5 protein-coding genes and 1 rRNA gene are annotated in these 6,593 nt (G+C 38.4%); 4 read left to right on the top strand and 2 right to left on the bottom strand.

Annotated elements, in window-relative coordinates:
* From rrf to ACYVJ6_RS13585, 4 genes are all read left to right on the top strand, one after another.
* A 5S ribosomal RNA gene (gene rrf, locus ACYVJ6_RS13600) occupies positions 1-75 on the top strand; the annotation flags it as partial.
* A 135-nt stretch (positions 76-210) separates the two neighbouring features.
* Entirely contained in the window at positions 211-405 is a 195-nt protein-coding gene (locus ACYVJ6_RS13595) for a hypothetical protein (RefSeq protein ID WP_460694618.1), read from the top strand.
* Between the two features lie 93 nt (positions 406-498).
* On the top strand, positions 499-1,362 hold the full coding sequence (locus tag ACYVJ6_RS13590; RefSeq protein ID WP_460694617.1) for a phosphatidylinositol-specific phospholipase C/glycerophosphodiester phosphodiesterase family protein: 864 nt from the start codon (positions 499-501) through the stop codon (positions 1,360-1,362).
* Between the two features lie 94 nt (positions 1,363-1,456).
* Positions 1,457-3,034: an aldehyde dehydrogenase (NADP(+)) gene (locus ACYVJ6_RS13585; protein WP_460694616.1), complete on the top strand. Its 1,578-nt coding sequence runs from the start codon at positions 1,457-1,459 to the stop codon at positions 3,032-3,034.
* Here ACYVJ6_RS13585 and ACYVJ6_RS13580 read toward each other — a convergent pair.
* A complete protein-coding gene (locus tag ACYVJ6_RS13580; protein ID WP_460694615.1) occupies positions 3,031-3,801 on the bottom strand; it encodes a GLPGLI family protein in 771 nt (256 codons plus the stop codon). The two genes, ACYVJ6_RS13585 and ACYVJ6_RS13580, sit on opposite strands and share 4 nt — an antisense overlap.
* A gap of 4 nt (positions 3,802-3,805) precedes the next feature.
* Positions 3,806-6,568 (bottom strand): outer membrane beta-barrel protein, encoded by a 2,763-nt coding sequence (locus tag ACYVJ6_RS13575; RefSeq protein WP_460694614.1) that lies wholly within the window; start codon positions 6,566-6,568, stop codon positions 3,806-3,808.
* Between the last annotated feature and the right edge of the window lie 25 nt (positions 6,569-6,593).

Genomic DNA, 6,593 nt, shown 5'->3' with positions numbered 1-6,593 from the left:
TCCGAACAGAGAAGTCAAGCCCGCCAGAGCCGATGGTACTGCGGTAATACGTGGGAGAGTAGGTCGGTGCCAAATCTTATCACCTTTAATGGTGTAACACTAAGCCTTAGTCTAACTGACTAAGGCTTTTTTTTGCCTATTATTTTCTTCCGATGTAAGTTTCCCTTTTATATTACTACTAATACTTAGTAACCATCAAAATTAATTATCATGAAAGTATTAGTATTAATTGCCTTGTTATCCGTTTCACTAATTTCCTGCGGCCCTGAATCATCTCCGGAAGGCAGAATGGGTATAAAAATGGACAAGATTCAACAATCATTTGATAGCCTAAAAGCCCAAAATGCCGCATTAACAGATAGCCTTCATCAAATAAGGTGGGAGTTATCTGCTTTGAAAAAATAGATTTCTTAATATTAACAGTAAGATTAATTGACGCGGACTTTATCTCCCACTAATATTGGTGTGTTATAATTGCAAAAACTAATCTTGCTGATTATGCATAAAATAAGTTTGGTCGCGGCTGTTATTATTGCATACTTAATTTATCACTCATGTGCTTTTGCACAACCTCTTCCTCTGCCTAATGCCTTTGCCCATAACGATTACTGGCACAAACACCCTTTATATGATGCTCTTGATAATGGATATACAAATATAGAAGCAGATGTGTTTTTAAGAGGAAAAGACTTGGTTGTTGCGCATATTAATCCCTATTTTAAAGCCCATCGTAAGCTGGAGAAGCTATATCTGATGCCTTTATTGGAACAGGTAATAAATAACAACGGCCAGGTATATACTAATTATAATGAGCCTATAACTTTGCTAATAGATATAAAGAGCGATGCTAACGAAACCTACAATGCACTTAAACCATTACTTGAAAAATATAAGAGCATACTAACAAGTTACGATAATGGCGCAATTACCGAACGGGCTGTAACCATAGTATTATCCGGTCATAAGCCTTATGATATGCTAAAGAATGAATCTAGTCGATTGGTTTTTATAGACAAAGATCTAAGAAAAATCATGCCCGATGCTACAGCTAATAATATATTTACCATGGCCAGCTGTAAATATTCCAAGCTAATCAAATGGAACGGTTATGGTTCTTTGCCTGAGGACCAAAAGCAAAAATTGGTTAACTACGTAAATGAGGCGCACAGTCGCGGCGAAAGGGTACGACTGTGGGCATCGCCAGAAAATAAAATAGTTTGGAAGGAGTTGTTAAAATGTGGTGTTGATTTAATCAATACCAATCAATTGGTCGCCTTGAAAAAATTCCTTATTTCAATATCCAAGAGTGTACATGAAGATCTGCCTGGTTTGTCACAACTCAGATATGCAGCTATAGATTAAGTAAATTTACTTAACATCAACCTTTAAATGACAGTATAGTTAAACTGTTGGGCCATATATGTTGTTAACTTTGTATAAGTTAATTCAACTAGATATGACTATCACAGGAAAACAACTAATAGGTAATACCCAATCGGGTAATGGTATTGATACTTTTAATGGACCAGTAAAAAATAAAGATGGGGTAGCTTACTCATTTCATGAAGCTACTCTTGAGGAGATTGACCTGGCTATTGAAAAAGCTAATGCTGCCGCACCTATCTATAAAAGATTATCCTACCAACAACGTGCTGATTTTTTAGATAAAATTGCCGATGAGATCATAGCTATTGGCCCGTTATTAATTGAAACTACAGTAGCAGAAACTGCCTTACCAGAGGGACGGTTATTGGCCGAACGTGACAGGACAACAAATCAATTGCGATTCTTCGCTAATATTTTGCGTGAAGGTTCATGGCTCAGGGCTATAATTGATCTGCCAAGCAAAAATAATCCGGCGAAATCTGATCTAAGACAGATGCAAATTCCATTAGGAGTTGCAGGTGTATTTGGTGCCAGTAATTTTCCTTATGCATTTTCTGTTGTAGGTGGCGATACCGCTTCGGCTTTAGCCGCAGGTTGTCCGGTAGTCCATAAGGCCCACCCCGCCCACCCGGTAACTGCCGAATTGGTTGGCCAGGCTGTAATTAAAGCAGCCCAACAAACCGGTATGCCCGAAGGCGTTTTCTCAATGGTGCAAGGCGTTACCTATCAAACAGGCTTACACATTGTGGGCCATCCTTTTGTTAAGGCTGTAGCATTTACAGGCTCGTTTCAGGGTGGTAAAGCGCTGTTTGATGCGGCTAATAAAAGGGATGAGCCGATACCCGTATATTCAGAAATGGGAAGTTTTAACCCGGTATTTATTTTGCCCGGTATTTTAGCCGAGCAGGGTACTGAATTAGCCAAAGCTTTAGCCGAGTCAAATTTATTGGGTACCGGCCAATATTGTACTAATCCGGGCGTAATGGTTTTGCCCGATTCAGAAAAGTCAGGCCAGTTTATGGATGATTTTAAATCAAAAGTAGATAATGCTTCTGGAGGTACCATGCTATCAGATAGTATATATCGCTCTTATGCTAAAGGCACAGAAAAACTGGCCGGGCATGAAGGCGTTGAAGTATATGGTAAAGGAACTGCCGACCATGATACAGCGGCAACACCATATATGTTTAAAGCAGATGCAGATGCTTTTTTTACAAACGAAGCTTTAAGCGAAGAATATTTTGGCCCTGCATCTGTACACGTAGTTACCAAAAATGACGATGAGGTATATAAAATTGCCCGTAACCTTAAAGGACAAATTACCGCTACCATTTGGGGCAACGAGCAGGACCTGAAAGATTATGCAGAGTTACGTTACATATTGGAAGAAAAAGTGGGACGTATTTTAATTAACGGCACACCTACGGGAGTTGAAGTTGCTAACGCGATGGTGCATGGCGGACCTTTCCCGGCTACAACAAACAGCGCAACTACTTCAGTTGGAGGTACGGCTATATACCGTTTTACCAGGCCGGTATGTTACCAAAACTTCCCGGATAGTAGTTTGCCCGAGGCATTGCAAAACAGCAACCCATTGGGCATATTAAGATTGGTTGATAACGATTATAACCGTAACCCTATTAGCTAAAGCGCAAACACTTTGGTTTCATAAGTGTCTACCCCATTTCCAAACTCCATATTTTTTTTAACGAGTTTGAAAAGTTCTGTTCTGCTAATTTTTTTACCCTTCTTTGGAGGTACAATAGCAGTTACCGGTACAGGGTCTATAGCAACCTTTTTGGCTGTCCAGATAACGTTTTCGTGCGGTAGCGCAACTTGTAGTATCATGCCCGGCAATCCCCAAAATGATTCGGGACCACCGCTAACACCTATTTCGTCGGTAAAAAATGCTACTACGTAAACCGAGTCTAAAATTAAACCATTGGCACGTCTGCATTTAAAACCGGCAATATCCTGTGTCTGGTCTGTCAATCGCCAGGTTATTTTACGGGTTGAATCTGTCACTAAAAACAAATCGCCATACATTTCTTTTTGCGATACATTGGTATTAGTAGCAAAATCAGTATAAACAACGTTTAACTGCTTATTCATGGGGTTATTATAAAAATCCATACCTGAAGGCAATAGTTTTTCAACCGGGGTAAACAAGCTTTTATCGGTATTAAAAGTTAAAGTGCTGGTTAACGTACCAAACTGGGCGGTGGTTCTTTTATATTTTTCGTAATCATCAAGGCTTCCCTGCCTGGGTTTATCACCCAATTCATTTTTGGCAATGGCATGTAAATTCAGCCTTTTTTCAAAAGTAATGGTACCGCTGGTAATAACCTTTACCTGGGCCAGTAAACTATTAGTAGCTAATAACAAGCAAATAATAATGATAAATGTGTTTTTCATTCTTTTAATTTGTTGATGTGCCAAACTTGGTAAAATCCCAGGTTATGTTAAGCATAAAATATCTTTGTATAGAATTGTAAGTGTTTTGTGTAAACCCGTTCGCGCTAAAATAACGTGAATTTTGGTTTTGATTAAGCAGGTTATTACCCACTATTGATAGTTTAAGGTTATCACCTTTTAAGAAAGTCTTACTCATCGTAGCCGACCACATTTTGTATATTACCGCTGGGGCACCTCTTACACCTGCCTGGTAATTATAATCAATGGTAGATGATATTTGAAATTTACCCGGTAAATATACCGTTCCACCACCATACATAGTAAAACCCGGTGCATTGTAATTGCCAGAAGTTAATAAAGTTTGTTTAACAAATTGATAACTTGATTGGGCTTGTACATAAACGCTATATTTTTTTTGTACGTTTTTATTTAAGTACAGGCTGATACTAATATCTTTTCTATCCGATCTATTTAATACACCGTTGCTAAAGCTATAATTGGTGTTGCCGCCTGCTGATACGCCAATATCGGCATCTATACCACCCCAAATTTTACGTTGATAGTCGGCATAAATGCTGTAATTGTATGGTTTTTTATCAGCAAGGTTTACATACTGTGTAACTGATTCTCCGGTAGCAGAATTAATAGTTACATTACTTAAAATAACATTTTCTGTAAAACTAAAGTTGGCGCTTATGTATTTGTAGACTGAGGTTATGCGCTGATTGGCGGTAAAACGCGTATTAAAACTATGAGTAAAAGATGGAGAAAGATTTGCGTTACCGGTAATAATATTTAATGGATTTGAGTTATCCCTCACAGGTTGTAACTGATCAATAGTAGGCTGCCTGTTGCTGCCATTATAATTTATGCTATAACTGGTTGAGGGGCTGAAATTATGCTGAAACCTTACCTGTGGCGACCAGTTTATAAAATCTCGATGAAATATATTGCTGGTGTATTGATTGATCTGTTTGTAGCCAACAAAAGATGCTTTTGTGCCAAAATTTAACACACCATCAGCATATTTATAGTTAAATATGGCCCCAACCTGGTTGGTAAGCTGGTTAAATTTATAGTTGTTACTAAACTGAGCATCTAAAGCATCGTAGTTACCGCCGGGCGACTTATTGTATGATTCACGGTTTGATGTGTTATTATTAATACCTAAACCATAGTTAAATGCCAGGGAAAGCTTTTTTGTAAGCGGTTCGGTATACACAATATTACTGTTTAGTACCGAGCTGATAAACTTTGTTGGTTTATATTGGTCGGTATGGTCGGTAGTACCATTTATAGTTTTAAATATATCTGACAGCAGGTAAGCATCAGCATGGGTCTGGTTGAAAGCTTCGCTGGCATTAAATGATATGGTACGGCCCACTTTAGGGAATTTTTTATTATAAATAAGGGTTGCGTTAAAAGTTTTTTGCTCGCCTTTATTTTTATTGTCAATAGTAGTTGTGTTTAATAAAGCCCCGGTACTATCCCTGGTATTGCTTAAACTATTTGATCTGTTCTCGGTGTTTTTTATCGAGCCATCAATACCTAATTTAAAGTTGCTACTTGCATTGGGGATATTTTGATAAACTACATCAGCTTTTTGCCTGAATGTATGCGCATATGAATTTTGATCTCTATCAGTAGTCTGCGAGTTTCCCGGTAAATTTATTTGCGACAATGTATTTTGTGTAGTGTTAAGTGATAAAGCACCTATACGATAATTTGTATTTATGGTAGATTTATCCGAATTAAACTTGGTATCATAATGCGCACCACCGGTACGTGCCGATGGAAAACCAACACGATTATAACTTGATTGATCTAACGCATCTCCACCTGATACTGAATACGAATTTCCATCATCTAAAACAACAGTAGTAAGGCTTGATGTTCCTAAGCGGTCATTGTCGGAGTATCCTAAATTATTTTTCCCATCGTTTGAGGCAGTACCGTAAACCGATAATTTATACTTGCCTTTAAATTTATTAAGCAATGCCTGCCCTTCGTAATAGCCATCTGTACCTTTGCCTACATCAACTTTACCAAACATGCCGTTTTTTTTATCTTCTTTAAGCTTTACATTAAGCGTTTTGGTTCTTACACCGTCATCAACGCCTGTAAAAGTGGCCTGGTCGCTTTTTTTATCATATACCTCCACTTTGTCAACCATGTCGGCGCGTAAGTTTTTAGTAACCAATAAAGGGTCGTCACCAAAAAACTCCTCGCCATCTACCAATACTTTTTTTACCTGTTCGCCTTGTGCCGTTATCTTACCATCTTTATCCACCTTAATACCCGGGAACTGCCTTATCAAATCCTCCACCTTATCATTGGGTTGTATTTTATAAGCTTTGGCATCATAAACCAGGGTATCACCCTTTAACTTAAGGCCTATTGCCGTGCCTTTTACTAATGCCTCTCCCAGCAATCTTGTTTTCAAATCCATATTAATATTACCCATATCGCGGGTAGTATTGGTGCCTTCAAGTGTAATGGTTTCCACGTAATCGGCACATTCAGGATAGGTAACCATAAACAGGTATTTACCGGCAGGAATGCCCGTTATGGTAAAGCTGCCATCGGCAGCACTACGGGTATATTTACGCAAAATAGAATCTTTAGCATTAAGGATGCTGATAGGAGAGTTAAGCAGTTTTACTTTTAAAACGCTATCGCCAACGGCCCCTTTAATGGTATAGGTTTGCGCCAATGAGGTTATAGCGCATAAGCAAAAGGCAAAAATTGCCGCTATTGTTATCTTCATAAAATTTGGTTAAGGCAATGGTTTC

Source organism: Mucilaginibacter puniceus (genome assembly GCF_054783175.1).
The sequence above is the reverse complement of the archived record's forward strand: the minus strand, read 5'-3'. Positions and strand labels throughout refer to the sequence as shown.

Bases quoted from the DNA above. Each gene is read 5' to 3' on its own strand.
- ACYVJ6_RS13575 (WP_460694614.1), bottom strand. From the start codon at position 6,568: ATGAAGATAACAATAGCGGCAATTTTTGCCTTTTGCTTATGCGCTATA.
- ACYVJ6_RS13580 (WP_460694615.1), bottom strand. From the start codon at position 3,801: ATGAAAAACACATTTATCATTATTATTTGCTTGTTATTAGCTACTAAT.
- ACYVJ6_RS13585 (WP_460694616.1), top strand. From the start codon at position 1,457: ATGACTATCACAGGAAAACAACTAATAGGTAATACCCAATCGGGTAAT.
- ACYVJ6_RS13590 (WP_460694617.1), top strand. From the start codon at position 499: ATGCATAAAATAAGTTTGGTCGCGGCTGTTATTATTGCATACTTAATT.
- ACYVJ6_RS13595 (WP_460694618.1), top strand. From the start codon at position 211: ATGAAAGTATTAGTATTAATTGCCTTGTTATCCGTTTCACTAATTTCC.